This is a genomic window from Prevotella communis, assembly GCF_022024115.1.
GTDB lineage: Bacteria > Bacteroidota > Bacteroidia > Bacteroidales > Bacteroidaceae > Prevotella > Prevotella communis.
On the sequence record NZ_CP091792.1, the window covers coordinates 94,146 to 120,586 of the forward strand.

24 protein-coding genes are annotated in these 26,441 nt (G+C 49.6%); 19 read left to right on the plus strand and 5 right to left on the minus strand.

The genetic code is table 11. The features are described from left to right. The first annotated feature begins 16 nt into the window (after positions 1 to 16). From lepB (L6468_RS00355) to L6468_RS00380, 6 genes are all read left to right on the plus strand, one after another. Positions 17 to 1,531, plus strand: a complete 1,515-nt coding sequence (lepB, locus tag L6468_RS00355; protein ID WP_091853917.1) for a signal peptidase I — start codon at positions 17 to 19, stop codon at positions 1,529 to 1,531. Beyond that, a complete protein-coding gene (gene lepB, locus L6468_RS00360) occupies positions 1,532 to 2,053 on the plus strand; it encodes a signal peptidase I (protein WP_091819161.1) in 522 nt (173 codons plus the stop codon). Further along, the gene (locus L6468_RS00365; RefSeq protein WP_237794069.1) at positions 2,050 to 2,673 is read left to right on the plus strand and encodes a WbqC family protein; all 624 of its coding nucleotides are present in this window, start codon (positions 2,050 to 2,052) and stop codon (positions 2,671 to 2,673) included. The genes lepB (L6468_RS00360) and L6468_RS00365 overlap by 4 nt, the downstream gene beginning before the upstream one ends. Positions 2,674 to 2,763: 90 nt before the next feature. After that, positions 2,764 to 4,260, plus strand: coding sequence for a GH3 auxin-responsive promoter family protein (locus L6468_RS00370; protein WP_091819163.1), 1,497 nt, complete (start codon positions 2,764 to 2,766; stop codon positions 4,258 to 4,260). A gap of 3 nt (positions 4,261 to 4,263) precedes the next feature. Further along, positions 4,264 to 6,255 (plus strand): Ig-like domain-containing protein, encoded by a 1,992-nt coding sequence (locus L6468_RS00375; RefSeq protein ID WP_237794078.1) that lies wholly within the window; start codon positions 4,264 to 4,266, stop codon positions 6,253 to 6,255. A gap of 20 nt (positions 6,256 to 6,275) precedes the next feature. After that, complete coding sequence (locus tag L6468_RS00380; RefSeq protein ID WP_371836499.1) at positions 6,276 to 7,088, plus strand: DUF3108 domain-containing protein; 813 nt, start codon at positions 6,276 to 6,278, stop codon at positions 7,086 to 7,088. 49 nt (positions 7,089 to 7,137) lie between these two features. Here the strand turns inward: L6468_RS00380 and L6468_RS00385 are convergent, their stop codons facing one another. Then, the gene (locus L6468_RS00385; protein WP_237794086.1) at positions 7,138 to 9,150 is read right to left on the minus strand and encodes a heavy metal translocating P-type ATPase; all 2,013 of its coding nucleotides are present in this window, start codon (positions 9,148 to 9,150) and stop codon (positions 7,138 to 7,140) included. A gap of 120 nt (positions 9,151 to 9,270) precedes the next feature. Here L6468_RS00385 and L6468_RS00390 point away from each other — a divergent pair, with 120 nt between their 5' ends. After that, positions 9,271 to 9,693 (plus strand): Fur family transcriptional regulator, encoded by a 423-nt coding sequence (locus tag L6468_RS00390; RefSeq protein ID WP_237794093.1) that lies wholly within the window; start codon positions 9,271 to 9,273, stop codon positions 9,691 to 9,693. Here L6468_RS00390 and L6468_RS00395 read toward each other — a convergent pair. Then, the gene (locus L6468_RS00395; protein WP_091819167.1) at positions 9,690 to 10,154 is read right to left on the minus strand and encodes an Lrp/AsnC family transcriptional regulator; all 465 of its coding nucleotides are present in this window, start codon (positions 10,152 to 10,154) and stop codon (positions 9,690 to 9,692) included. The two genes, L6468_RS00390 and L6468_RS00395, sit on opposite strands and share 4 nt — an antisense overlap. A 132-nt stretch (positions 10,155 to 10,286) precedes the next feature. Between L6468_RS00395 and L6468_RS00400 the strand changes: the two genes are divergently transcribed. From L6468_RS00400 to L6468_RS00430, 7 genes are all read left to right on the plus strand, one after another. Beyond that, the gene (locus tag L6468_RS00400; protein ID WP_237794095.1) at positions 10,287 to 10,724 is read left to right on the plus strand and encodes a hypothetical protein; all 438 of its coding nucleotides are present in this window, start codon (positions 10,287 to 10,289) and stop codon (positions 10,722 to 10,724) included. Positions 10,725 to 10,817: 93 nt separating this feature from the next. Next, complete coding sequence (locus L6468_RS00405; protein WP_237794102.1) at positions 10,818 to 12,833, plus strand: TonB-dependent receptor plug domain-containing protein; 2,016 nt, start codon at positions 10,818 to 10,820, stop codon at positions 12,831 to 12,833. A 21-nt stretch (positions 12,834 to 12,854) separates the two neighbouring features. After that, positions 12,855 to 13,193, plus strand: coding sequence for a heavy-metal-associated domain-containing protein (locus L6468_RS00410; RefSeq protein WP_237794104.1), 339 nt, complete (start codon positions 12,855 to 12,857; stop codon positions 13,191 to 13,193). 208 nt (positions 13,194 to 13,401) lie between these two features. Then, positions 13,402 to 14,697: an O-acetylhomoserine aminocarboxypropyltransferase/cysteine synthase family protein gene (locus L6468_RS00415; protein WP_237794106.1), complete on the plus strand. Its 1,296-nt coding sequence runs from the start codon at positions 13,402 to 13,404 to the stop codon at positions 14,695 to 14,697. A 98-nt stretch (positions 14,698 to 14,795) separates the two neighbouring features. Then, the gene (locus tag L6468_RS00420; RefSeq protein WP_237794108.1) at positions 14,796 to 15,437 is read left to right on the plus strand and encodes a response regulator transcription factor; all 642 of its coding nucleotides are present in this window, start codon (positions 14,796 to 14,798) and stop codon (positions 15,435 to 15,437) included. A gap of 28 nt (positions 15,438 to 15,465) precedes the next feature. Then, positions 15,466 to 16,629: a trans-sulfuration enzyme family protein gene (locus tag L6468_RS00425; RefSeq protein ID WP_237794110.1), complete on the plus strand. Its 1,164-nt coding sequence runs from the start codon at positions 15,466 to 15,468 to the stop codon at positions 16,627 to 16,629. 41 nt (positions 16,630 to 16,670) lie between these two features. Further along, a complete protein-coding gene (locus L6468_RS00430) occupies positions 16,671 to 17,870 on the plus strand; it encodes a MalY/PatB family protein (protein WP_237794118.1) in 1,200 nt (399 codons plus the stop codon). Here L6468_RS00430 and L6468_RS00435 read toward each other — a convergent pair. Further along, positions 17,858 to 19,066, minus strand: coding sequence for an anaerobic sulfatase-maturation protein (locus L6468_RS00435; RefSeq protein ID WP_237794120.1), 1,209 nt, complete (start codon positions 19,064 to 19,066; stop codon positions 17,858 to 17,860). The two genes, L6468_RS00430 and L6468_RS00435, sit on opposite strands and share 13 nt — an antisense overlap. Before the next feature lie 178 nt (positions 19,067 to 19,244). On the opposite strand from L6468_RS00435, the gene L6468_RS00440 reads away from it, so the two are divergent. Beyond that, positions 19,245 to 20,696 carry a CotH kinase family protein gene (locus L6468_RS00440; protein ID WP_237794122.1) on the plus strand — a complete coding sequence of 484 codons (1,452 nt, stop codon included), beginning with the start codon at positions 19,245 to 19,247 and terminating at the stop codon, positions 20,694 to 20,696. Between the two features lie 55 nt (positions 20,697 to 20,751). Here the strand turns inward: L6468_RS00440 and L6468_RS00445 are convergent, their stop codons facing one another. Both L6468_RS00445 and L6468_RS00450 read right to left on the minus strand, forming a co-directional pair. Then, the gene (locus L6468_RS00445; RefSeq protein WP_176944347.1) at positions 20,752 to 20,850 is read right to left on the minus strand and encodes a smalltalk protein; all 99 of its coding nucleotides are present in this window, start codon (positions 20,848 to 20,850) and stop codon (positions 20,752 to 20,754) included. 55 nt (positions 20,851 to 20,905) lie between these two features. Next, entirely contained in the window at positions 20,906 to 21,388 is a 483-nt protein-coding gene (locus L6468_RS00450) for an HU family DNA-binding protein (RefSeq protein WP_237794130.1), read from the minus strand. Between the two features lie 482 nt (positions 21,389 to 21,870). Between L6468_RS00450 and L6468_RS00455 the strand changes: the two genes are divergently transcribed. The 4 genes from L6468_RS00455 (at position 21,871) to L6468_RS00470 (ending at position 26,377) form a co-directional block, all read left to right on the plus strand. Then, positions 21,871 to 22,536: a hypothetical protein gene (locus tag L6468_RS00455; protein ID WP_237794132.1), complete on the plus strand. Its 666-nt coding sequence runs from the start codon at positions 21,871 to 21,873 to the stop codon at positions 22,534 to 22,536. After that, the gene (locus L6468_RS00460; protein ID WP_091819310.1) at positions 22,533 to 23,180 is read left to right on the plus strand and encodes a hypothetical protein; all 648 of its coding nucleotides are present in this window, start codon (positions 22,533 to 22,535) and stop codon (positions 23,178 to 23,180) included. The genes L6468_RS00455 and L6468_RS00460 overlap by 4 nt, the downstream gene beginning before the upstream one ends. A 453-nt stretch (positions 23,181 to 23,633) precedes the next feature. Next, positions 23,634 to 24,089 (plus strand): hypothetical protein, encoded by a 456-nt coding sequence (locus L6468_RS00465; protein WP_237794133.1) that lies wholly within the window; start codon positions 23,634 to 23,636, stop codon positions 24,087 to 24,089. Continuing rightward, positions 24,074 to 26,377, plus strand: coding sequence for a DUF3987 domain-containing protein (locus tag L6468_RS00470; protein WP_237794135.1), 2,304 nt, complete (start codon positions 24,074 to 24,076; stop codon positions 26,375 to 26,377). Before L6468_RS00465 ends, L6468_RS00470 begins: the two co-directional genes overlap by 16 nt. The last annotated feature ends 64 nt before the right edge of the window (positions 26,378 to 26,441 follow it).

Consider the following 26,441-nt stretch of genomic DNA (forward strand, 5'->3'; position numbering starts at 1 on the left):
CAGATTACGTGTTGGTATGGAAAAACGCGAAAAGAAGAAACTGAATATGAAAAAGCAGTGGACCAAGTTTGTCCTGGTGATGGTGTGCTATCTGCTTTTCCTCTATTGGGTGGAGTCATGGTTGGGCCTGCTGGTCGTTCCCTTTATCTATGATGCTTATATCTCAAAGAAAATCAATTGGAAATGGTGGCAGGACTTGGAAGGTCCGATGCGCTCGGTGATGTCGTGGGTCGATGCTATCGTGTTTGCATTGGTGGCCGTCTATTTTATCAACCAGTTCTTTTTCCAGAACTATGTCATCCCATCCTCTTCATTGGAGAAGTCGCTGCTCACGGGTGATTATCTTTTTGTGAGTAAGGTGAGCTACGGACCTCGTATTCCTGAGACCCCGCTGACGGTGCCCCTGACACAGCATACCTTGCCTATTGGCGATTTGAAGTCATACATTGAGTGGCCTCATTGGGAATACCGTCGTGTGCCTGGATTGGGTAAGGTGGAACTCAATGATATCGTGGTGTTCAATTATCCCGCTGGTGATACGATTTGTCAGAATGTGCCTTATCAGACGGAGTATTACAATATGTGCTATGGTTATGGACGTCAGATATATGAGCAGAACTATCCTATGGCTTATCCTGTTGACTCGCTATCGAAGGTTGAGCAGAGAGCGCGTTTTGAGGCGTATTACAACTTGGGACGACAGTATATCTCTGCTAATGCGCAGGAGTTTGGTGGCATTGGCTATCGTCCCACAGACCGTCGTGAAAACTACGTGAAGCGTTGTGTGGGTCTGCCTGGTGATACCCTGCAGATTATCGAGCATGTTGTTTATCTGAACGGTAAGGCCAATAAAGAACCGGATAACGTGCAGTACACATACGATGTTTTGTTCAATGATGGTGCTATTCTCACCAATGATTTCTTGAAAGAGAACGGCATCACCTGCGAGGATCTCGGCCTGAGTAGTGCCGACAAGGCCTATTTCAAGAGCGAAGGTCAGATACAGCTGACACAGCAATTCCGCAATAACCGTATCATCATGCCGATGACGAAGCAAACGGCGGCATTGCTGAAGAGCAGAAAGGACCTGGTACAGGCAATGGCTCCTGTTACAGGAGGTAATCCTGCAGAGGTCTATCCTCTTAATATGGTGAAAGACTGGACTCGCGACAACTACGGTCCTGTCTGGATTCCTAAGAAGGGTGAAAGCATTAAGTTGTCTCTTGACAACCTGCCTATCTACGAGCGTCCTATCAGGGTTTATGAACATAACGACCTGGAGGTGCGTGATGGTAAGATATTTATCAATGGTGAGCAGACGGATAGCTACACCTTTAAGATGGACTATTACTGGATGATGGGTGATAACCGTCATAACTCTGCCGACTCACGCTATTGGGGTTTTGTGCCTGAAGATCATATCGTGGGTAAGCCCATCTTCATCTGGTGGAGTAGCGATCCCGATCGTGGTCTCTTCGGAGGAGGCATCCGTTGGAGTCGTCTGTTCCGATTTGTCGACAACATTAAGTAAATGAAAAAGACCCTCCGATTCCTATTGGCATTCCTGATAGCCTTCGCAATTATGATGGTTGTCAGGATGATAGGCGTCACTCTCTATACTATCAGCGGCACCGGCTCGGAACCGGTGTTCCAAGCCGGTGACCGCGTGATGGTAAACAGATGGAGTTACGGCCTGAGGGTAGGAGGGAAAGATTGTTTCTTTGGCTATGGACGCATAGCCCGACAGTCTGTTGAGAAAGGTGATTTGGTGGCTTTTGAGAATCCACAGAATAACGACCAGATTCTTATCTATCGCTGTAAGGGACTACCTGGAGACACCATTGTTCATGAGGGAAACACATTTGTGGTGCCCAGCCTGAGAGACTGTGCTGACGCAGATTATTACTGGTTGGAGACGCTTGATTCCCATCAGTTGGGTTTTATTGCTGAGGAATACCTCATAGGGCGTGCCTTCATGGTTGTATATAGTCGTGACCCGTTAGAACCTCTGTGGAAAGGGTGGCGTTCAAATAGAATCCTTCTGCCTCTATGACCAGCGTACTCCTTTCTACCACTTATTTCGGTCCTGTGCAGTGGTATCAGAAGTTATACCGCTATGATTCTGTGTCCATAGACCTACAGGAGACTTTCCTGAAGCAGACCTATCGTAATCGCTGCCTGATAGCAACGACGCAGGGTGTTCAGGCCTTGACGGTGCCTGTGGTCCATGATGCAAGTAATGCGATAGGTGATATCCGGATTTCCGACCATGGCAACTGGCGTCATCTGCATTGGCAGGCTTTGCAGACAGCCTATGGTGATTCCCCTTTCTTTGAGTATTACGAAGATGACCTGCGCCCGTTCTTTACGGAGCGCCATTGGGAGCGACTGAAAGATTATAACATGTCTATCTGTCAGAAGATGTGTGAGTTGCTGGATATACAGCCGACAATAGTACAGACTTCAGACTTCAGACTTCAGCCATCTTGCCCCCCATTCATCAATCCTGATGATTTCCGTTTGGGCATCAACCCCAAGCATCCGCTTGAGGATGTCGATTTTCAACCCAAACCTTATTATCAGGTTTATCAGCAGAAACATGGTTTTCTGCCCAACCTCAGCATTCTGGATCTTCTGTTTAATATGGGCCCGGAAAGCATCTTTTATCTATAGATAAGCCCCCTATTCCTATTAAAAAACGTAAAAACTTGCGTGTATTACAAAAGTTTGCAGTAACTTTGCAGGATATAAAGAAGTAACAAGATGAGTCTGACAGGAATTGTAAGACCGCTGTTTGCTAAGCGATGGCGGGAACTGGAGAAACATAATACACAAGGAGAACAGTTGCAGCGTGAGGTGCTGGCCCATTTGATCAGTAAGGCCAAGGACACAGAGTATGGTCGTGAGCATCTCTTTGCAGCAACAAAGGGTTATGATGATTTTGTACGTAATAACCCCGTCAATACTTATGAGGAATTGAAAGGTGATATCGACCGTATGCGTCAGGGTGAGGCTAATATCCTTTGGCCGGGCCGTGTCAAGTGGTACGCCAAATCAAGTGGCACCACGAACGATAAGTCGAAGTTCATCCCTGTTTCGTCAGATGGTCTGAAACATGTTCATTATAAGGGTGGTGCCGATGTGGTAGCTCTCTATCTGCGTAATAATCCCCAAAGTCGTATGTTTGATGGAAGGGGATTGATTCTGGGTGGAAGTCATGCGCCCAACTATAACCTTCCTGGTTCTTTGGTAGGTGACCTCAGCGCTATTCTTATTGAGAATATCAACCCCATCGTCAATCTGGTACGTGTGCCTTCAAAGCAGACGGCCCTGTTGAGCGACTTTGAAGTGAAGCGCGACCGCATAGCCCGTGAGGCAATGAACAAGAATGTAACCAACCTCTCTGGTGTACCCTCGTGGATGTTGTCAGTACTGAATCGCGTGATGGAGCTCTCTGGAAAGACCCATTTGGAGGAGGTATGGCCTAACCTTGAGGTATTCTTTCATGGTGGTGTGGCCTTTACGCCTTATCGTGAGCAGTACGAGAAACTGATTACCAGTCCGAAGATGCATTATATGGAGACCTATAATGCCAGTGAGGGCTTCTTCGGTATTCAGGACGATCCTGCTGACAAATCCATGTTGCTGATGCTCGACTATGATGTCTTCTATGAGTTTCAGGAGATGGGCACGGATACAATTGTACCGTTGTGGGGCGTGGAGACTGGTAAGAACTATGCGATGCTCATTTCTACCTCCTGTGGTCTGTGGCGTTACATGATTGGCGACACGGTGCAGTTCACCTCTACGAATCCCTATAAGTTCTTTATCTCAGGACGTACCAAGTCATTCATCAATGCCTTTGGTGAGGAACTCATCGTTGATAATGCGGAGCAGGGACTGAAATACGCATGTGAGGTGACAGGTGCCCAGGTCCTTGAATACACGGCGGCTCCTGTCTTTATGGACCAGAATGCAAAATGCCGTCATCAGTGGCTTATCGAGTTCTCTAAGGCTCCTGAGAATCTGCAGCAGTTTGCCGAAATCCTCGACCGCAAGCTTCAGGAACTGAACAGCGACTATGAGGCTAAGCGTTTCAAGGATATCACCTTGCAGCATCTGGAGATTATCCCAGCCCGTGAGAATCTCTTCAACGACTGGCTGAAATCAAAAGGAAAATTGGGCGGGCAGCATAAGGTGCCTCGTCTCAGTAATAGCCGCAACCAACTTGAGGAGTTGCTCGCGTTAAATGAGAAATGAAAAATGAAAGATATGATCAAATCTGGTAGAAATAAATCGTGGAAAGATATTCTGGGGAATATGGTTCTCATATCCCTCGTCTTCCATCTTTCATCTTTCATCTCCTCCTGTGCCCGCATGGGGACTCCTGACGGTGGATGGTATGATGACACACCTCCCAGTGTAGTCGGTTCCATACCCGACGATAGGGGAGTCAATGTGAAGGCACATAAGGTGACCATCAACTTCGATGAATACATCAAGATAGAGGATGCCCAGAATAAAGTTATTATCTCACCGCCCCAGATAGAGCAGGCCGAGGTCAAGGCAGCCGGTCGCAGGATTATTGTGGATCTGAAAGACTCGCTGAAGGAGAATACTACCTATACCATTGATTTCAGCGATGCTATCACGGATAATAACGAGGGTAACCCTATGGGTAATTATACTTTCAGCTTCTCTACGGGCGACCATATTGATACGCTGGAAGTCTCGGGCTATTGCCTGAATGCAGAGAACCTGGAACCTATCAAGGGCATGCTGGTGGGGTTGTACGACTCTTTCGAAGACTCTCTCTTCCATAAAAAGCCCATGATGCGTGTCTCACGCACGAATGGCAGTGGCCGGTTCACGATTAAGGGCGTTGCTCCTGGCACCTATCGCTGTTTTGCCTTGCAGGACGCCGATGGCGATTTCCTGTTTGGCCAGAAGAGTGAGATGATAGCCTTCAATCATGACAGTATCGTTCCCTCATGGCGCCCGGATATTCGTCAGGATACTATCTGGCGTGATTCCCTTCATATAGCCAATATCCTGCAGGTGAACTATACCCATTTCCTGCCCGATGATATCACATTGCTGTGTTTTCAGGAGCCTCAGACCGATCGCTATCTGCTGAAGACGGAACGTAAGGACCCCAATCGCCTGGGTATCTTCTTTACTTATGGCAGTGACTCGCTACCTCGTCTTCGTGGCTTGAATTTCGATAGCGAGAATGCCTTTATCCTGGAGGCTTCGCAGAAAAATGACACACTGACCTACTGGCTGGCTGATACCACGCTTGTGAATCAGGACACCCTGACCATTGAGAAAACATTCCTGATGACAGATTCGCTGGGTAACCTGGTAGAGTTTACGGATACCACGGAGTTTGTGTCAAAGGTGCCTTATGCCAAGCGTTTGAAAGAGCGGCAGAAGGAGTATGACGAGTGGAAGAAGGAACAAGACAGGAAGAAAAAGCGCAAGGAGCCTTATGATTCCATCATGCCTCCGAAGTATATGAACATCAAGTGGAGTGTAACAGGACAGATGGATCCAGGACAGCGTATCTATTTTGATGCACCAGAACCTCTCCGTCGTTGTGATACCACAGCTGTGCATCTCTTCTCAGTGGTTGACTCTGTAGAGACGCCTGTGCCTCTCTCCCTGCGGCAGATAGGGGTAAGACGCTATGAACTGTTGAGCGAGCGCGAGCAAGGTGTAGACTATAAACTGCTCATCGATTCGGCAGCCTTCGAGAGCATCTATGGTCAGATTACGAAGAAGATAGAACATAAGTTCAAACTGCGTCCTGAGGAGGAATATGCTTATCTGACTGTAGAAATCAGCGGATGTCAGTCTACTGACTCTGTCATCGTACAGCTGATGGATACACAGGACAGGGTGCAGCGTCAGGTGCTGGCCGATGCATCGGGCGTGGCAGAGTTTATGTATCTGAAGCCGGGCAACTACTATCTGCGTGCTTATATCGATAAGAACGGCAATGGTCAGTGGGATACTGGTGTCTATGACCAGGACCTGCAGCCCGAGCCTGTTTATTATAACCGTCAGATGATTGATTGCAAGGCTAAATGGGAGGCCACGCGCCAGTGGAATCTCACAGCAACGCCTCGCTATAAGCAGAAGCCCATGGCTATCACCAAGCAGAAGCCTGATAAGGAGAAACAACTGCGTAACCGCAACCTCGACAGAGCAAAGTCAAAGGGTATTGATTACCTGAATCAGAATCATAAATAAGAACATTAAACCTGATGAAAATGAAGAAATGTTTGTTTATCCTATTTATGCTGCTCCCACTGAGCATGAGTGCCCAGTCTAAGTGCGGCATTGAGAATACAGCCTTCAATGGTGGTGAGTTCTTAGCTTACGACCTCTATTTCAATTGGAAGTTCGTATGGTTTAAGGTGGGTACGGCATCTATGTCTACTGTGACTTCCACATTCAAGGGACAGAAGGCCTATCGCACCAGCCTGACCACCCGTGGCAACAGTAAGTTGGATGGCGTCTTCGTGATGCGCGACACCTTGTTGTCTTATTGCAGTGCGAAAGACCTCTCGCCACTCTATTTCCGCAAGGGTGCCCTGGAAGGTAAGCGCTATTATGTAGATGAACTGTGGTATACCTATCCCCGTAATAACTGTCATCTGCGTATGCACCGTATTGATGCCGATGGTGAGGAACACTGGAACGATAAGGAATATGCTGAGTGTATCTATGATATGATGAGCATCTTCTTGCGTGCGCGCAACTTTGATGCTTCCGGCATGAAGAAGGGTGATATCATCCCTCTGCCTATCAGCGATGCCCGTAGTCTTACCAATTCGTGGATGACCTATCGTGGTAAGGAGAACTATAAGATTGACGGTACAAACGAGAAGTTCCGTTGCCTGGTATTCTCTTTCTATGAGCGCGAGGACGGCAAGAACCACGAGTTGATCCGTTTCTATGTGACCGACGACAATAACCATATCCCAGTACGTCTGGATATGTTCCTTAGCTTCGGTAGTGCCAAGGCTTTCCTGAAGACCTACAAGGGTGTGCGAGGTCCTATGACATCGAAAATCAAGTAACCTATAAAAAAGAGGTTTCCCATACAACATCGGGAAACCTCTCTTTTTTTTATGCCTTGAGTGCTCGCATGGCATTGAGCACAGCAAGTACCGTGACGCCTACGTCGGCAAATACGGCAAGCCACATGGTCGCGATGCCGAAGGCAGCAAGAATCAGTACGGCAACCTTCACGCCAATGGCAAACCAGATATTCTGACGTGCAATGCCTATCGTACGACGTGCTATGCGCACGGCTGTAGCTATCTTTGACGGCTGGTCGTCCATCAACACCACATCCGCAGCTTCTATTGCAGCATCGCTTCCTAAGCCTCCCATGGCAATACCTACATCGGCACGTGCCAGAACGGGTGCATCGTTGATGCCGTCGCCTACGAATGCGAGTTTAGATGGCTGATGGCTGATGGCTGATATCTGAGTGACTTTGTCAGTAGGCAGCAGTTCTGCGTGATATTCATCGATACCCAGTTGCTGGGCTACACGACTGGCCACCTCTTCACGATCGCCTGTCAGCATAACGGTCTTCTTCACACCCAGTTTCTTCAGTTGGGCAATCGCTTCAGCACTGTCGGCTTTCACCTGATCATTGATAACGATATGACCGGCATAGACATAAGGCGACAGGTGATGGGTGACAGGTGACAGACGATGAGGGGTAGATGATTCCTCTGCTATAGCCACATGTACGATGGTTCCCTCGTCGCCATGCTCGCATTGGTGCCATTCCACGCCTACGAGTTCCATCATCTTTGTATTGCCTACGCATACCATTTTCTCGCCTACCTTGGCTCGGATGCCTTTGCCGGCAATCTCTTCTACATCTGTAACCTTGCAGCCGTCTGTACCCTCGTTGGGAAAAGCATCACGAAGGGCGGCACCAATGGGGTGGCTGGTAGAATGCTCCACATGGGCTGCCAGGTGCAACAGCTGGTATTCGCTGCATATCTCGGGGTGTACGGCTTGAACGGCAAAGCGCCCATGCGTCAGCGTGCCGGTCTTGTCGAACACCACGGTATCTACCTTCGACAAGATATCCAGGTAGTTGGCTCCCTTCACCAAAATGCCCTTTCTTGATGCGCCACCAATACCACCGAAGAAGGTGAGGGGAACGCTGATTACCAGGGCGCAGGGACAACTGACCACAAGGAACATCAAGGCACGATAGAGCCATGTAACGAAACTGCCTCCGAAGAGTGTGGGAATGATGACGATAGCCAGTGCCAGGAATACCACGATGGGTGTGTAGATACGGGCGAATCGTGTGATGAAGGCTTCGCTCTGCGACTTATGTTCACCGGCATCTTCAACCAGTTTGATGATTTTTGATACCGTGCTCTCGCCAAAGGTCTTGGTGGTGCGCAAGGTGATAACACCGCTCAGGTTGATGCAGCCAGAGATAATCTCGTCGCCCTCGTTGACCTCAAGAGGTACGCTCTCGCCTGTCAGGGCCATTGTGTTCAGACTGGAAGTACCGCTGACGATGGTACCATCCAAGGGTACTTTCTCACCTGGACGCACCTCGATAATGGTGCCCACGGCCACCTGCTCAGGACTGACAGTCTCTTCAGAACCCGCTACACGTGCTATGTCGGGACGGATATCCATCAGGTGCGAGATGCTTGTGCGACTCTTTCCTTCAGCGTAGCCCTCGAAGAACTCACCTACCTGAAAGAACAACATCACGAAGACGGCCTCTGGAAATTCCGTCTCGGCACCAGGCATAAACCCGATGCTGAGGGCACCGATGGTAGCTACCGACATCAGGAAATGTTCGTTGAAAGGGTCGCCATGGGCCAGTCCCTCTGCAGCTTCCTTCAGTGTGCCGGATCCTATTAAAAGATAAGGAACCAGATAAACCAGTAGCAGTTGCCAGGTAGGCAGACTTGTATTCTTCTCAATGATAACGGCTCCTGTCAGAAGGAGGATGGTGATGCCAATGAGCCACAGCTGACGATGTCCGCTATGCTCGTGATGATGGTGGTGATGCTCGTGCTCATGATGCTCATGATGATGATGCTCATGCGTGCAACACTCATGTTCATGATGATGATGTTCGTGTGCCATAATTTCAATATATTTTTTTCTGGCTGCAAAATTACGATAAATAAATTGCAACTTGGTTGCAAAGCTTATTTTTTTATTCCTTTACTCTGTTTCTTTCTTCTTTTTTATTAACTTTGCACCATGTTAAACCAACAAGAATGTGAACAACTGCTCCTTGAGCACGGCATTAAGCCTACAGCTAATCGTATCGTCATAGTGAAGACACTAGCCGATGCCGAGAATCCTATGTCGCTTACTGAATTGGAGTACAAGATTCTGTCAATTGACAAATCTGGCGTATTTAGAGCGCTGACTCTTTTCCGTGAGCACCATTTGGTACACGTCATAGAAGATGGTGGCGATGGCGTGCGCTATGAACTTTGTCATAGTCATAGTGATCATGAGCATGATGACGACCAGCATGTGCATTTCTATTGCGAACGTTGTCATCGCACATTCTGTATTTCAGATGTTCCCATTCCTGCCGTACAATTGCCGCAGGGCTATCAACTGCATAGCATCAACTACATGGCGAAAGGTATCTGTCCGGATTGCCAGTCTTAGATATTCAGTCCATAACTTTGTTTGATTTCGCTCATTACGAAGGTGCTCTCAATGGCGCTGATATTCTCAATATCGCCCAGTTTGTTGAGCACAAACTCCTGATATTGCTTCATGTCGCGTGCGCGTACTTTTAATAAGTAATCGTAGGCACCCGAGGTGTTGTAGCACTCGGTGACCTCAGGGATACGCATGATGCGACGCGTGAACGAGTCGGCCATCTCGTGGTTAATCTGCTGGAGTTTCACTTTGCAAAAGACTAACAGGCCCTGATTCAGTTTCTCTGGATCAAGGATGGCTACATACTTCTTAATAAACCCTTTCTTCTCCAGTCGTTTCTGACGTTCGAAGACTGGGGTAGGGGTCAGATGGACGGCATCGGCCAACTCTTTTGTGGTCAGTTTCGCGTTCCTCTGCAGCGTTTTCAGTATCTGCAGGTCGGTTTCATCTAAGATTTCAGCCATAGCATATATTCTTTTGTTTGGTGCAAAAGTATGGATATTTTCTGAGGTGCACAAGGAATTTGGAAAATAAAACTTAATTTTTCGTCCAATTTGCCTGCTAAATAAGACATATTTTGTATTTTTGCTGCCGCAATGAAGAGAAAGGCAAGCAGAGTCCAAAAGTTATGCACGGCATTTGTGGCGGTGCTCCTCGCGCTATTGGTAGTACAAGTTGCGGGAGGGGTGACGCTGGTTCGTTGTCTGCATAGCGGAAGGGTTCATATTGCCTCGCTGACGGAGTTAGCCACGCGTTCACACGACACGATGTATGTCGATGAAGACTGCATCGGTATGGATGAGATGGACATGCAACAATGCATGGAATACAATGTGGAACAGTTGTCCGCATCGGTTCAGCCCCCCGTGCTACACCCCGACTTCACTGTTGTCCAGCCCGTTTTATTCACTATTGCGAGTCTCTGGTCAGATATGCCGGAGATTGTTGCCAAGCCCCAGGACCTGTTCTGCCCTGACAAGGTGCCGATACCCCCGCGGGCATATCTGGCGAAAATCCGCATCCTTCTTATTTGATTCTCACGACGTTCCTTTTATAAGGCAGGGCATGGTGTGTCCTGCCACAAAAGTCGTAAGTATCAATTAAATAATAAGGATAAAAAACTGGAAATGAACATACATATCTATAAGGTGCTGGCCTGTGTGCTTGCCACCTTTTCCCTACCACAAAATGAACTCTTGGCACAAACGGACAGTACGGCGACAATCAAGGACCAGACACTCAAGGAGGTGATGGTGGTGAAGCGTCGCTCGGGTACTATCAAATTGCGTAATGTCGATAATGCATCGCTCATCACAGGACAGGAACTGCTGAAGGCGGCCTGCTGCAACCTTGGCGAGAGTTTCACAACGAACCCTTCTGTTGACGTGAACTATAGTGATGCCGCAACAGGCGCCAAGCAGATTAAGTTACTGGGTCTTTCAGGCACTTATGTGCAGATGCTCACTGAGAACCTGCCCAACTTTCGTGGTGCTGCAGCACCCTATTCGCTGGGCTATATCCCAGGACCCTGGATGAAAAGTATCATGGTGTCGAAGGGCGCCTCGTCGGTACGCAATGGCTACGAGTCAATAACCGGCCAGATTAACGTGGATTATCTGAAACCGGAGGATGAAGAGGGAGCCACTATTAATCTCTATGGCAACACGAAGAGCAAGATGGAAGCCAATGCCGACGGTAACATCCATCTGGGTAAGGTGAACACAGAGATACTGGGCCACTACGAGAACGACTGGGGACACCACGACGACAATGGCGATGGATTCCTGGATCAGCCCAATGTACGTCAGGTAAACCTTCAGAACCGTTGGCAGTACGCCGGACAAACCTATATCTTCCATGGCGGACTTGGTTTGCTGGACGAGCAGCGCGATGGTGGTCAGACCCACCATACGGCACCCCACGTCCACAACCCCTACGAGATTGGCCTGAAGACCCGTCGCTATGAGGCCCACATGAAGCATGCCTTCATACTGGATGCCGAAAAAGGTACGAATGTCGCGCTGATGGCCAGTGGCTCACTCCACAATCTCGAAGCTTTGTATGGCAAGAAGACCTATGACGTGGACGAGAAAAACGGTTACCTGCAACTGATGTTCGAGACCAATCTGACGAAGTTGCATAACCTCTCAGCTGGCCTGTCGCTGAATCACGACTATCTGAAGGAAAAGTTGAATGTGACCAGTGAAACACAGACTGTCACCAAGGAGACGACACCTGGCGCATACCTGCAGTACACATTGAATATCAACGATAAGATCGTGGCAATGGCTGGCTTGCGTGCCGACCATAGCAGTCATTACGGAACGTTTGTCACGCCCCGCCTGCACTTGAAATATGCCCCGTCCGATGTCCTAACCCTGCGCGTATCAGCTGGTAAAGGCTATCGCACACCTTTTGCACTGGCCGAGAACAACTATCTGCTGGCCAGCGGACGCACACTGGTTGTTGACGACCTGAAGCAGGAAGAGGCGTGGAACTATGGCATCTCTGCTGCATGGAGCATCCCACTTGCCGATAAACTGTTGAAGGTGAATGCCGAGTACTACTACACGCATTTCCTGCAGCAGATGCTCATCGACTACGACAGCAATCCACAGCAGATTCGTCTGGCCAACCTCGATGGCAAGTCGTATTCACATACCTTCCAGGTTGATGTGAGCTACCCCGTGGTAAACGGACTGGAACTGACGGCAGCCTATCGTCTGAATGACGTGCGTGCCACCTATGGTGGCGAGTTGCGTGAGAAGCCTTTGCAGAGCAAATACAAAGGTCTGCTTACGGCCAGTTATAAGACACCGCTCGGTCTGTGGCAGTTTGATGCCACGTTCCAGCTCAATGGCGGTGGCCGTATGCCCGATCCCTATCAGAAGACCGACGGCACACTCTCCTGGGACCGCCGGTTCCCAGCCTATGGACAGTTGAACGCGCAGGTGACGCGCTGGTTCCGCCATTTCTCTGTCTACGTTGGTGGCGAGAACCTCACGGGCTACCGTCAGGAGAATTCCATCATCGGCGCCTCCGACCCATGGGGCAGTGAGTTCGAGCCAACCATGGTGTGGGGACCCGTTCACGGACGTATGTTCTATGCCGGCATACGCGTAAACTTAGGAAAGAAACTTTAAAAACAAAAAACCAATACGATTATGAAGAAAGCATTCGTTTCATTCGCCCTGATGCTTATGGCACTGGGCGTATCGGCCAAGGACATCAAGACCCTCGTCGTAACCACTGAGCCACAGATGCATTGCGCCAGCTGTGAAAACAAAATCAAGGGCAACCTGCGTTTCGAGAAAGGTGTCAAGGGTATTGACTGCAACATTCCCGATCAGCGTGTCACCATCACCTATGATGCTGACAAGAACAAGCCTGAAAACCTCATCAAGGCCTTCGAGAAATTCGGATATAAGGCCACTCTGGTGAAAAAAGACGAGAAAAAAGAAGAAAAAAAGCAGGACGATAAGACGAAAAAGACCGATAAATAAGGCGTTTTGCAGCATGTAGAAGAATATTATTCTGCAAAGTTGGTGTAAAGTAACACTATACGGAATAATCTTCTGCGAAATTTAATATTATAGAGATATCTTCTGGATTTCGAAAGAAATTTGGGAGATATTTCTTTTTGCCGTACCTTTGCATCGTCGAAAAGATAAAGAAAATATGTATAATTAAATAATAGAAAGGAAAAAGATTATGGCACAGAACAAGAATTACCGTTTCGAGACTTTGCAACTCCACGTAGGCCAAGAACAGGCTGACCCCGCAACCGACGCCCGCGCCGTGCCCATCTATCAGACCACGTCGTATGTGTTCCGTAACTCACAGCATGCTGCCGACCGCTTCGGTCTGCGCGATGCAGGTAATATCTATGGTCGTCTGACCAACTCTACTCAGGGCGTGTTTGAAGACCGTGTGGCTGCCCTCGAGGGAGGTGTGGCTGGTCTGGCTGTGGCTTCTGGTGCCGCTGCTATCACCTATGCCCTGCAGAATATTGTGCAGGCTGGCGATCATATCGTAGCTGCCGACAACCTCTATGGTGGCTCTTACAACCTGATAACCCATACGCTGGCTACACAGGGCATCTCTAACACGATTATCAACGTGAACGACCTCGACGCCCTGGAAGCAGCAATCAAACCCAACACAAAAGTAGTATATGCCGAGACCTTCGGCAACCCCAACAGTGATGTGCTCGACCTGGAAGGCGTGGCAGCAGTAGCCCACAAGCACGGCATCCCCTTTATTGTCGATAACACCTTTGGTACACCTTATCTCATCCGTCCGTTGGAGCATGGTGCAGACATTGTTGTGCATTCTGCTACCAAGTTCCTGGGCGGCCACGGCACCAGCCTCGGTGGTGTGATTGTAGATGGCGGTAAGTTTGACTGGAAGCAGAACGATAAGTTCCCCACGCTCTCTAAGCCCGATCCCTCGTACCATGGCATCGTATTCGCTGATGCAGTAGGTGCTGCCGCTTACGTCACCCGTATCCGTGCCGTTGTTCTGCGCGACACCGGTGCCGCTATCTCACCTTTCAACGCTTTTATCTTGTTGCAGGGTGTTGAGACACTGAGTTTACGTGTGGAGCGTCATGTAGAGAATGCTCTGAAGGTTGTTGATTTCCTGGCTAAGCATCCCAAGGTGGCTGCCGTACATCATCCTGCCCTTGAGAATCACCATGACCATGCCCTCTATCAGAAGTATTTCCCCAATGGTGGTGGCAGCATCTTTACCTTCGAGGTCAAGGGTGGTCAGGAAGAGGCCTGGAAGTTTATTGATGCCCTGCAGATCTTCTCACTGCTTGCTAATGTGGCCGATGTGAAGAGTCTGGTGATCCATCCCTACACCACCACTCACTCACAGCTCTCGCCCGAGGAACTGGCCGAACAGCACATCACGCCTTCAACCATCCGTTTGAGTATTGGTACGGAGCATATTGATGATATCATTGAAGATTTGTCACAGGCACTGGACAAAATTGATAATTGACAATTGATAATTGACAATTGACAATTGATAATTGACAGTTGACAATTGGTAATTGATAATTAATTCGTACTTTTGCACCCATAAATGTGAACTGGACAATGAATTATATCTTAGCAGACAATCAGGAATTGACTCGTTTTGCGTTGGAAAATCTACTCCAACAGGACGAAACAGCAGTAGTGTATCGTGCATTCGACAAGGCCGGACTGGTGGCCTTGCTCAAAGAGCATGAGAGTGCCATTGTGATTCTAGACTACACGCTGTTTGATTTCACCGACGAGGATCAACTCCTGATTGTCGCTGAGCGTTTCGCTTTATCTCATTGGGTGCTTCTCAGCGAAGATCTGACTTCCCGTTTCCTGCGTCGTGTAGTCTATTCGTCACATCAGTTTAGTGTCGTCTTTAAGGATGGACCCATGCAGGAGGTCCGTGAGGCTCTGCAATCGGCTAGTCGTCATAACAGATATATCAGCCAGCGTGCGCTGGAGGCTATTATCAGTCAGCAGCAGGAGGAGGACGAGCAACCCAGTGTGCTGACAAATACTGAAACCGAGATTGTGAAGGCCATTGCTCAGGGAAAGACCACGAAGGAGATTGCCAGTGAGCGTTTTTCGAGTGTTCACACAATTACTACCCATCGTAAGAATATCTTCCGTAAGCTTGGTGTAAACACTGCTCATGAGGTTGTGAAATATGCGTTGCGAGCGGGACTTATTGACTCGTCAGAGTTCTATATATAAAAATATTAAGGTAAAAAAATTGGTAAGGATGAACAAACAGACAGTTGCAATCAACAACCCTTTTGTACGGCCAGATGTCTATGGAGCACTGGCCGTACCTGTGTATAATAATGTTGCTTTTGAATTTGATGATGCTGCAGAGATGGCGGATGCTTTCTGTAACCGTATCAAGGCACCAGACTATGCTCGTGTGGAAAATCCCACGGTGACAAATTTCGAGCAGCGAGTGAAGGCATTGACGGGTGCCGACCACGTGACGGCCTTCAACTCGGGCATGGCTGCCATCAGTAACACGCTGTTGGCCGTGACCGCACAGGGCCGGAATATCGTATCGTCGCATCACCTCTTTGGCAATACGCTGGCTCTTATCTCCACCACGCTGAAGCGCTTTGGCGTGGAACCGCGACTGCGCGATCTCACCAACCTGGAGGCTGTGGCCGAGGCTATCGACGACAAGACTTGTGCCGTGTTTCTGGAGGTGGTGACCAATCCGCAGTTGGAGGTAGCCAACCTGAAAGCGATAGCAGAGATAGCCCATAAGAAGGGGGTACCTGTGATAGCCGACTCTACCGTCATTCCCTTTACGGAGACAAATCTAAAAGCGCTGGGTGTTGATGTGGAGGTGGTGTCGAGCACCAAGTATCTCTCGGGTGGCGGCACCTCGCTGGGCGGACTCGTCATTGACTATGGCACCTTCCCTGAGATTAATAAGCGGGTGAAATATGAGCTGCTCTTCAACCTAGGTGCCTATATGACGCCACAGGCCGCCTATATGCAGACATTGGGACTGGAAACGCTCGACGTGCGCTATCAGCGTCAGGCCAGCAACGCCCTGTGGCTGGCACACGAGCTGAGTAAGGTGGTGAAGGTCAACTATGTGGGGTTGGAAAACAATCCCTACCACGCCCTCGCCCTGCAGCAGTTCGGCCCTACTGCAGGTGCTATGTTCACCATCGACCTGGCATCGAAAGAAGCATGTTTCCGTTTCCTGAACCGCTTGCAACTGGTACATCGTGCCACCAACCTCTTTGACAGTCGCACGCTGGCTATCCATCCTGCCTCGACCATCTTTGGCAACTTCCCTGAGGAGCAGCTGGCAGAGATGGACGTACGTCAGACCACCATCCGTCTCTCCATCGGATTGGAAGATAAAGAAGATATTCTTGCCGACATCAAACAAGCACTTGGTTGAGGGAAAAGTGAATAGTGAATAGTGAAAAATTTGCTTCCGCTATGAGTATACAATACGATTTCGATAAAATTATAGACCGTACGGGCAGTGGCGACCTGAAGCACGAAGTGCTGCAAGAGCGCTATGGCCGCAGCGACCTGCTGCCCCTGTGGGTGGCCGACATGGATTTTGAGACACCCCGTTTCATTACGGATGCGCTGCGCCAGCGACTGGAGCACTCGCTCTTTGGCTACACGGTGGTACCCGATGCGCTGTGGACCAGCATCACTCAGTGGATTCAGGACCACCACCAGTGGGAGGTGAGACGTGAGTGGCTCACCTATATACCTGGCATCGTGAAGGGCATCGGTATGGCTGTCAACGTGTTTGTGAAGGAGGATGAGAAAGTGATTATCCAGCCACCCGTATATCACCCCTTCCGACTGACGCCTGAGGGCAACGGACGTAAGGTGGTGTATAACCCGTTGAAAGAAGTCAACGGCACCTATGAGATGGACTTCGAACAATTGGCCGAGGTCGTCGACGACAAGTGCCGCCTGCTGATTCTGAGTAATCCGCACAACCCTGCCGGTATCTGCTGGTCCAGGGAGACGCTGCAGCGCCTGGCCCATTTCTGCTATGAGCACCATATCATTGTGATATCCGACGAGATACATGCGGATATGGCACTCTTTGGCCATCAGCACGTGCCCTTCGCTTCTGTGAGCGATGAGGCTGCCCAGATCAGCATCACCTTTGGTGCCCCGTCAAAGACGTTTAATATCGCCGGCATCGTGAGCAGCTATGCCATCGTGCCCAACGACTCGCTGCGCCGTCGGTTCTACACCTGGCTGGAGGCCAACGAGCTCAACGACCCGCCACTCTTCTCGCCTATCGCCACCATTGCGGCCTATACGCAGCAGGGTGAGGACTATCGTAGGCAGATGCTCGGCTATATCGAGGAGAATATCCGCTTCGTAGAGGACTACTGTCGCGAGCATCTGCCAGGCATAAAACCCTGGCGTCCTCAGGCTTCGTTCCTGGTGTGGCTCGACTGTCGCGACTTGGGACTCAGTCACGATGCACTCGTAGACCTCTTTGTCAACCGTGCCCATCTGGCCCTGAACGACGGGGCGATGTTCTTTGCAAAACAAAGCGGTAATGACGGCTCTGGCTTCATGCGTCTCAACGTCGGCACACCCCGTGCTATCCTCCGTCAGGCGCTGGAGCAGTTGCGAGCGGCAGTCTCTCAGAATGTGTAGTGCATCACGTTGGCAGGCGCCCTGTCGTTGTCCAGCTCCTGTTTCATAAACGCGAAATAGGGGGCTGAGTGGTCAAAGAACTGTCGATAGCCGGCGCATAGCCAGTTCAGTCCAGGGTTGCCGTAACGGTCCTTCATGAATCGGTTTCTTGGACATTCTCCATGACATATATTCAAGTGTTTGCATTCGCGGCATTGCTGAGGCAGTGTCGCTTTTTTATTGATGCCAAAGGCCGTTTGCCGTGGGCCGTAGAGCATCTCCGTGAGCGTCTGCTGGCGGATGTTGCCCAACCGGTATTCTGGGAATACGAAGTGGTCGCAGCTGTACAGGTCGCCGTTGTACTCCATCACACCGGCATGACCGCAACTCTCAGCCATGGCGCATACACCAGGCGCTACGCCTGCATAGTTGGCCAGTGTGGCGTCAAACAACTGTATGAAATACGTGCCTACATCCTGCCGTACCCATTCGTCGAATATCTCACAAAGGAATCGTCCCCATTGCCCGGGCGTGACCGAGAAAGGAGCCAGCGACAGCGCCTCCTCATCGGCCAGCGATGCCAGATGCCGGCCGTCCTCGTGGCCCTTGATACGTTCCACCACGGGCGTAAACTGGATATAGTGACAGCCTATCTCCTTGAAGAAATGATAGAATGCCAGCGGCGCCTCCGCATTCAGGTTGTTGACCACCGCCATCGCGTTCCAGTCCACCCCGTGCCTGTTGAGTATCTCAATGCCCCTCATCACCTGATGGAACGTTGGTTCTCCGCCCCGACTCCTGCGATAGGCATCGTGAAAAGGCTCGGGACCGTCTATCGAAACGCCCACCAGCATGTTGTGACGCTTGAAGAATGCCGCCCATTCATCGTTAATCAGCGTACCGTTGGTCTGAAAACAGTTGTTGATAGTCTTACCCCTGCCATACTGCTGTTGCAGACGGATAGCCTTCTCGTAGAAACTGATGGGACGCAGCAGTGGTTCTCCTCCATGCCAGGTAAAGAGAATCTCGTTCATGGTCTGCGCCTCGATATACTGACGTGTGAACCGCTCCAGCACCTCGTCGCTCATCACCTGACGCGCGTCGTCCCTATACAGATGCTTCTTCTCCGTATAGTAGCAGTATTCGCATGTCATATTACATGATGCGCCTACAGCCTTTGTCATCACATACATGGGATGTGAGAAAGGGGCAATCATATTACTACAGTTCCTTTCTTGTTAGTAGTTGCAAAAATACTAGAAGATTTGGATTCCACAAAATTTTTCTATGGAAACCTTCCCGTTAGGTTAAAAAACAATAAATTAGCCTCCGATAATTTTGACTTTTACCTCTCTTTCTGAGTCTGATAAATATAAACTAAAAATCTTTTTCCTAATGATACGATTATTGACAATCATAGTTTTGCTGGCCTTTGCAAATATGATGCAGGGCAAGAACGATGTAGAGATGATTACCATCAATGTTGACTCACCACTCAATGCTCAGCAGAAAGTAACGGCCCACATGAAGGCAGGCCACTACGATGGTACCATCGGCATAAAGTTGCGTGGCAACAGTTCGCTGTCTTTCAATCAGAAGAAATACACCATTGAACTGCGCGATGGCGAAGGCAAGGAAATAAATGCTCCCCTGCTGGGTATGCCGGCCCATAGCGACTGGGTGTTGCTGGCTCCTTATAACGACGTATCTATGGTGCGCGATCCTTTGGCTTTCCAACTGTGGCGCGACATGGGACACTGGGGGCCACGCACGCGGATGGTGGAACTGACGCTCAATGGCGAGTATCGCGGCATCTATATCCTCTCAGAGGCTATCAAGCGGGGGGAACATCGCGTAAACATCAGCAAACTGAAAAAGAGTGATGTGGAGGGACGTGATGTCACGGGTGGTTATTTGCTCCGTATCGACACCTTTGACGAGGATGATGCTACCTTTAAGTCGAAGGTGCCTGGCATCGGCGATGGCATCATGACCAGTGAGATTACTTGGTCGTGTATCTATCCAAAGAAAAAGAAACTACAGCCAGAGCAGCTGGACTATATCCAGCGTTTCATTGATACGATGGAGCAAGTCATCCAGTCAGACTATTTTGCCGACCCTAAGCGTGGCTATGCCAAGTATATAGATGTGCCGTCGTTTGTGGACTATTTCATCCATACCGAACTGAGTCTGAATGCTGATGGTTATAAGCGGAGTGCCTATTTTTATAAGGAGAAGCAGCATGCTGACGGCACTGGCGGCAGACTGGTGGCCGGACCTGTTTGGGACTATAATCTGGCATACGGCAATTGTAATTTCTGCAATGCCAATAATATTGAGGCTTGGTGCTTTGAAGGTGGGAATACCAATCCGACACCTGCTTTCTGGCAGCGCTTGCTTCAGGATCCAGCTTTCCGTAAGGCGGTAAAGGTACGCTATCAGGCTCTAAGGAAATCGGTGTTGAGCAACAAGGCCATCAACAGTTATATTGATCGTCATGCCAAATTATTGGCTCCCTATATAGATCGTCACTTCGAACTATATCCAGAGCTCTTTGGTACAGACGCTCCATCAGCACCGGGCGGTTTTCCTGGTTTTGGCGGCTTCCCACCTATGGGGCAGATGCCTGCTTTCGGTGGAGGAAATATGATAAGTTGGTTTGCAGCCTATCGCGTGCAGTCTTATGATGAAGAGATTCGAATCCTTAAACAGTGGTTGGCCGACCGTTTGTCTTTTCTTGATCGTAATATCGCTCGTTTCGATAAAGACTGGCAGCCCCGCATCCAGCAACCTAGGGAAATCAAAGCAGCTCCGTTTGGCGGCTTTGGCGGTTTCGGTGGCAAATAAAAGAGGGCACCCGAATCTCTCCGGATGCCCTTGGCTTCTTGCGGTCTGCAATTTTTCACGCCATACAACTAGTCACTCCCAGTGCCGTTGCGATGGCCGACAGCACACTGATGGCTGTCTGAATCACGAATTTCCATACTGCTTTGTTCTTCATGGCTTAGAATTTTAATGTTTTAGAATTTTAATGTTTCATGTTTAATGTTTAATCCTTAGGGATTCACCGGTCCGCCGCCGTTGTTCCCTGACTCCGTGTTTCCGCTCTCAGGGTTGTCCTCGCCGCCCACCAGCGTGTTGACGTCGCGGAACTGTGCCTGCGAGGTGAGTATCTGGGTGGCATACTCGCTCTCCTTCGACTTGTCGCCGAGGAACTTCAGGCGCACGGCCTTGATGTTGGAGGCGGTGAACTCCTTAGGGTCGGCCTCGCCCTTGGTGGCAATAGAGAGGTAGAAGGTGCCCAGCCCGTTGAGCTTGATCTTGTGACCCTCGAGCAGCAGCTCGTTGAAGCAGTTGACGAACTTCTCTATCACGCCCTTCACCACGTCGGAAGTGAAGATAGAGCCGTGCTTCTGGATGTGTCGGCAGAGGTCGTTGGTGTCGAGCGTGTCGACGGATACCAGTCGGGCGTAGGTCTTCTGATAGCCAGCGTTCTTCTTGTTCTGATTGATGTACTTACGAATGTTCAGTCGTGTCATTGTTGTGTGTGTTTTAAATGGTTAATACTCTTGTTTGTGTCTCTCATGATTGACGATGCGCATCTTTTCAAATGCATTGCAAAGGTACAACAAATATCTGACGGTGGCAAAAAAGGGTAGGGGTGGAGTGTGAAAATCTGTTAACAGAAAGCAACTGCCTTATTTGCTCCCACTAACTGTTTTATTTGCCCTGAGCAAGTGGCGCGATTGCCCCAGACGCGATACTCTGTGACGTGTGATTTTGTGACATTAAGCCCCTCCCGTATTTTCACCCCCAACCGCCTCTACCTATACTATAAATTATATAATATTATAATATTATATAATTCTAATAACCACCTCCTGACTTTGTGAACCACCTTAATGTCACAAAGTCAAAAGTCACAAAGTCTACTTTTACATAAATAAGTAAGCCAAAAATGGTACACAATTCGAAAATATTTTGTATCTTTGCCACTTACAAAAAGTTAAGGTAAAAAGATATGGAAACACAGATATTGAATCTAAAAGAGCCGTACGAATACATTCACTGCAACGGCGAGGTTGGTAAACATATTGCCACGCTGATAGTATATGAGACCGTAAAGGGCGAGGATGGCTCCTACAAGCTGGAGTCGCACAGTCACCCGATTGTGAAATATTGGAATGCGCCTGGAGGTGTGGTATGGAATAATGCGGAGCTGACCGATTGCGACGTGCTATGTAGTGACGATGATAAAGAGGTAGATATTTTCTTCTTCTTCCGCATGGTTCGTCGTAATTGGGGGATCGAGAACGAAACGGACTATTTAGGGAAAGCTAGGTCGCTATATGAGACTCTACTCGACAATGAGATTAAATTCATGGATTTAAGTGCTATCCCCAAGTTTCGCGGCACATTGCTTATCAGGGAATATAATCATGAGATATTACTCGTCTTTGAGGAGAAAGAAGGAAAAATTCTCTGTCGTGACGACGGTAATAGTCAGTATCCAATCTATTGTGAGGCTGAGACACGCGAGGAGTTGGAAGATAAGTTGGCCGACTTGTGGTATGAATGGGAGCATTTCACCGACCGTCGCGTAAACATCCACTTCAAGACGGATCAGAAGGAATACGAAGAAATAATCAATCAGATTGAACTTGATCGCCTAACCTGGGATCAATGAGAATAGACATTCCCACGGAAGGGATTGAGGAACTGATAGCTTCGTTGGGATTCGATGATGCAAGAAATGTGCTGACGGGCAGAGCCATGGGTGCATTACAACACAGCATCGATTCTTTGATGGAGCAGTATGCCGAGCGACGTGAAGCTCGGCAGTGTGGTCGTATTGTCGGTTCTCCAGCATCGGCCAACAATCAGTCGCGTCCATCGGAGCTGCCACCCCCAGATCGTCCTGGACTGAACTACTTTGCCCCGAAGAGGAATCTTCAGGATTTGCTTGCAATGGAGTGGTTCGACAAGGTGAGCATGGACAAGAAACGGTTCACAGTGGCCTGGCGTAATCAGCTGATAGAAGACCTGATGGCATCAGATTGTCGTGATGAAGTTGCTGTGGCTTGGGCTAACAAAGACTTGAGGCTACAGGTGAAGGGCCACGTGATGGGTGCGCTCTCAACGGCAGGCGTGCTTAAAAAGAGTGCTCTGGCCGTTGCGCGTATGTATTATGGTACGGGCGCGGATAATACAAAAGAAGCGAAGACGCTGGCCAAATATATGGGCGACAGCCGGAAAGTGTATTATACGGACTGGATTGTAGAATACGTAAACAACTCTGTCGATAATCCGGTTCGGCCAATCGAAAATTAGTGAAATAGGGCTGTTTTCAATCGAAAACGGATTTTAAGCGATAAGCGGGTATTTTCAATGATGAGGATACTCGCTTTTTTTTATTTGTAATTCTTTGATTATCAGTAGCCTTTTTGTTTTATCTACAAATAATTATGAAAAACATCTCCACACAAAAATGTCGTCACCAATCGAATCCTACCTTTGCACCAGAAATCTTAAAGGTCGCCTGAAGGGGGCGACGTAAAGCAAAATAGAGTATGTCAAAACGTAATGATTTGAAAGCGGCTTGGCGCGGCATTCGTGCCAACCAGGCAAAACAGCAGATGAATAAGGTAAATCATCTGGGAGTGATGAACTCAAAAAATAATTCATACCTAATTTATTAATCTGGGCGAAGTGAGCTGAAGAAATCTCATGAGTTAAAGCTGGCCAGCGTTTCCAAAGGCTTCTTCACTCGCAACAACCCAACAAATGAAACCTACATTTAAGAAGCAACTTTTAGTTCAGAACGTCCAGATGGACGGCAGTATCAACTTCACGACCAATGGCGATATCAACGTATATCCCTGCCCTTGGGAGTCGGATAAAACGGTCACCGACGGAAGACGTATTAAGTACCGTGCTGGCATCGAGGTGGATGCCGACGGACGTACCAGCGTGAAGCGCTATAACATAGGAAGCAAGGGACCGCTGCACGAGACGCTCTACGAGACAGCCCACGGAGCCGTGAAGATGACAAGACCTATGTTTGAGGCAACACCAAGCGGTCCACGTCGCCGACTGGATCGTGAGTATGTTTACGTGACGTTCAAATTCCCCAAGAAGTACGGACGTGACATCATTGAGACACTATACCGTCAGGAGAAGGAGCAGATTTTAGGATTTATTCAGAGTAGAAAGGAGGAAACCGTATGGAATCAGCAGTAATCAGAACCATGAAATTCACATGCATTGGCAAGGGGCACGGTGCGCCTTGCACACCCGCCACCAAGGAGGACTGGGAGGCGTTAAGAAAGCAGCCGTGGCTGGCACAGATGTGCGCACGTATAGAGAAAGGTGAGGAGGAGTTGAAGCATCGCCTGCCGGTGTGGACACCTCATTGCGCGGAGTTTAAGGACAACCACAGGGCAATTGCCGATGCCGTCCGTCCGCTCAACCGACTGATGTTGGACTTTGACGAGAAAGGGCATACGGAGGACATCATGCAAAAGCTTGGGCTTTTGCAAAGTGAAAAGGGAATAGCCCTCCCTGTCTTACTCATTGAGGAATCGGTGCGTCGTGGCACGCATGTGCTGGTGGAATTGCCCGATGGGATGACGCCTGAAGAGGCTCAGGAACTGATGAAAGAGGCCACGGGATTTGCGCCCGATGCCGCCGTGAAGGACGTGTCGAGATGCATCTATATGGTGCCCGAGGACCATACCAAATATGTCAACCCAAAGTTGTTTGCAGTGAATCAAGTGGACAGGTTGCTTGATTCAGGTCTGCGACCGAATTATGAACATGTCCCCATTGATTTACCCCGCCTGGAGTTCAAAGGCATCCCTTATTCATCTATCATTGCCGAGTGGTGGCGACGCAACGACGGTGAGCCGGCTGAGGGCGAGCGCAACGTGAAGCTGCACAAACTGGCTGTGAACCTGCGCGCTATCTGCGACAATAAAAAAGAGGTGCTGATGCAGGTGATGCCAAGGTTTGGACTCACGGACACGGAACTGAAATCGGTCGTTGACTCGGCTTGTAAGGAGGAGCCCAAGGGCGTCTCGAAGGTGATGCAGGGGATTCTTGATAGTTTAGAGTTTAGAGATGATAGTGGAGAGTTTACTACCGCCATTGATGAATCCGCTGATGGGAGTGCGGAAGCAAACTCTAAACTCTACACTCTCCACTCGAAACTGCCCATCGGCCTAAAGGAATCATTGGTGGGTGTGCCTGTCTCGATGCACATGCCCGTGCTCTGCGGCATCATGCCTATCGCGGCGGCCTATGCCGACCAGGTGACGGTGGAGTATTGCGACGGCAACACGCACCGGTTGGGACTGATGTCGATTATCCGCGGTGAACAAGCGTCGAACAAGTCGGTGGTGAAGAATGCCGTGGACCTCTGGAAGCGTCAGCTCGACGAAGAGGATGCTCTGTCGCGTAAGCGTGAGGAGGAGTGGAAGGAGCGCAAGAAAGGCAGGAAGGCCAATGAGAAAGCGCCTGAAGACCCACACGTATTGATTCGCGTGGTACCCGTCACGGTCTCGTGCTCTACGCTCCTGAAACGATTCAAGAATGCGCAGGGACACACGATTTTCTCCTTCGGTGAGGAACTGGATACGCTGCGTAAGACCAACGGTGCCGGCTCGTGGTCGTCGAAGTACGACATCTACCGTCTGGCGTTCGACAATGGTGAGTGGGGTCAGGATTACAACTCGGACGCGGCAGAGAGCGGTGTGGTGAATGTGGCCTACAACTGGACGCTGCTGGGTACCAACGGTGCGCTGCGTAAATGTTTCAAGGCCGACAACGTGGAGAATGGCCTGTCGAGTCGTGTGCTCGTGGCCGAGATGCCCGATGCGTCGTTCTCGAAGATGCCTAAATTCAAGAAGCGTTCGGCCGAGGATGAGGCGCGTATCCAGCAGGCCGTCAGCCGTCTGCGCAGCTTCTCAGGACTCGTAGACACGCCCCGTCTCCGCAAGGCTATCGAGGCTTGGGTAGAGGAGAAGCGCGTAGAGGCTGCCAAGGACATAGACCACGTGAAGGATACGTATCGCAAGCGTGCGGCGGTCATCGGCTTCCGCTGCGGGGTCATCTACTATATGTTGGAGACCCACCCCCAGCCCCTCCCTGTGAGGGATGGGAGTGGTCAGACTCAAGTAAAAGAACTATCTACGCCCCTCCCTCACAGGGAGGGGAAGGGGGAGAGTCGAAACTGTATCAAGTTCGCGGTGATGATGGCTCAGTATTGTCTGGACCAGCAGATGAAAGCCTTTGGCGAGGCACTGGAGAGTCAGTTTGTGGATGCCCGCGACGAGTGCATCCGCTATGGTAGTAACCACTCCGTCTTCGACCAGCTGCCACCATCGTTCACGATGGACGACCTGCGGGCCCTGAAGCGCGGCTTCTGCAGTGAGGCGGGTCTCAGGAAAATCATCTCACGCTGGTATCGCGACCACTGGATTGAGAAGACCGACAAGACGCATTGGAAGAAAGGGAATGTAACTTTGTGACATTTGACTTTGTGACATTAAGCACATTAAAGATTAAACATTAAACATTAAACATTAAAATTCT